Raw genomic sequence first — 551 nt, 5'->3', positions numbered from 1 at the left:
AATATAAGATTGAACCTATAGGGGCAAACTCTAAGGCAATTTTTTTTGGTAAAGTTTCTTCAACTACCACAAAACCATGATTTTGACTTGTGATTTCAACTTTATCATGAACCAAATTTTTAACAGGATGATTTGCACCTCTGTGCCCCAATTTCATTTTTTTTGTTTTTCCGCCCAAGGCTAATGCTAAAATTTGGTGACCTAAACAAATCCCAAATATAGGTAAATTTTTTTTAATCAATTTATTTAGTATTTCTATTGCATATTTTCCTGTTGCTGCTGGATCACCAGGACCATTAGACAAAAATATCCCATGAGGCTTAAGATCTAATATTTTTTCTGCAGAAGTTTTACAAGAAACAACCGTTACTTTACATTTGAAGTCTGAAAAATATCTCAAAATATTTTTTTTTATTCCATAATCAATTGCAACAACATGAAAAGAATTTTTTGCATTTTTTTTATACCCTGTTTCTTTCCTCCAAGTTTTTAAGCCTTTCCAAACATAGTTTTTTGAAGTTGTTACAGTTTCTGCAAGATCAAGATTCTTT

1 protein-coding gene is annotated in these 551 nt (G+C 30.1%); it reads right to left on the bottom strand.

Annotation, left to right across the window (positions count from 1 at the left end; translation table 11 throughout):
- Positions 1 to 551 (bottom strand): glutamine amidotransferase-related protein (locus AMN70_RS00590; RefSeq protein WP_179850361.1); only part of this gene is annotated, 551 nt, incomplete at both ends.

It is taken from the genome of Candidatus Pelagibacter communis, assembly GCF_001179925.1.
Lineage (GTDB): Bacteria > Pseudomonadota > Alphaproteobacteria > Pelagibacterales > Pelagibacteraceae > Pelagibacter > Pelagibacter ubique_E.
Note: the sequence above shows the minus strand (reverse complement) of the source record. Positions and strands in the feature narration are given on the sequence as shown.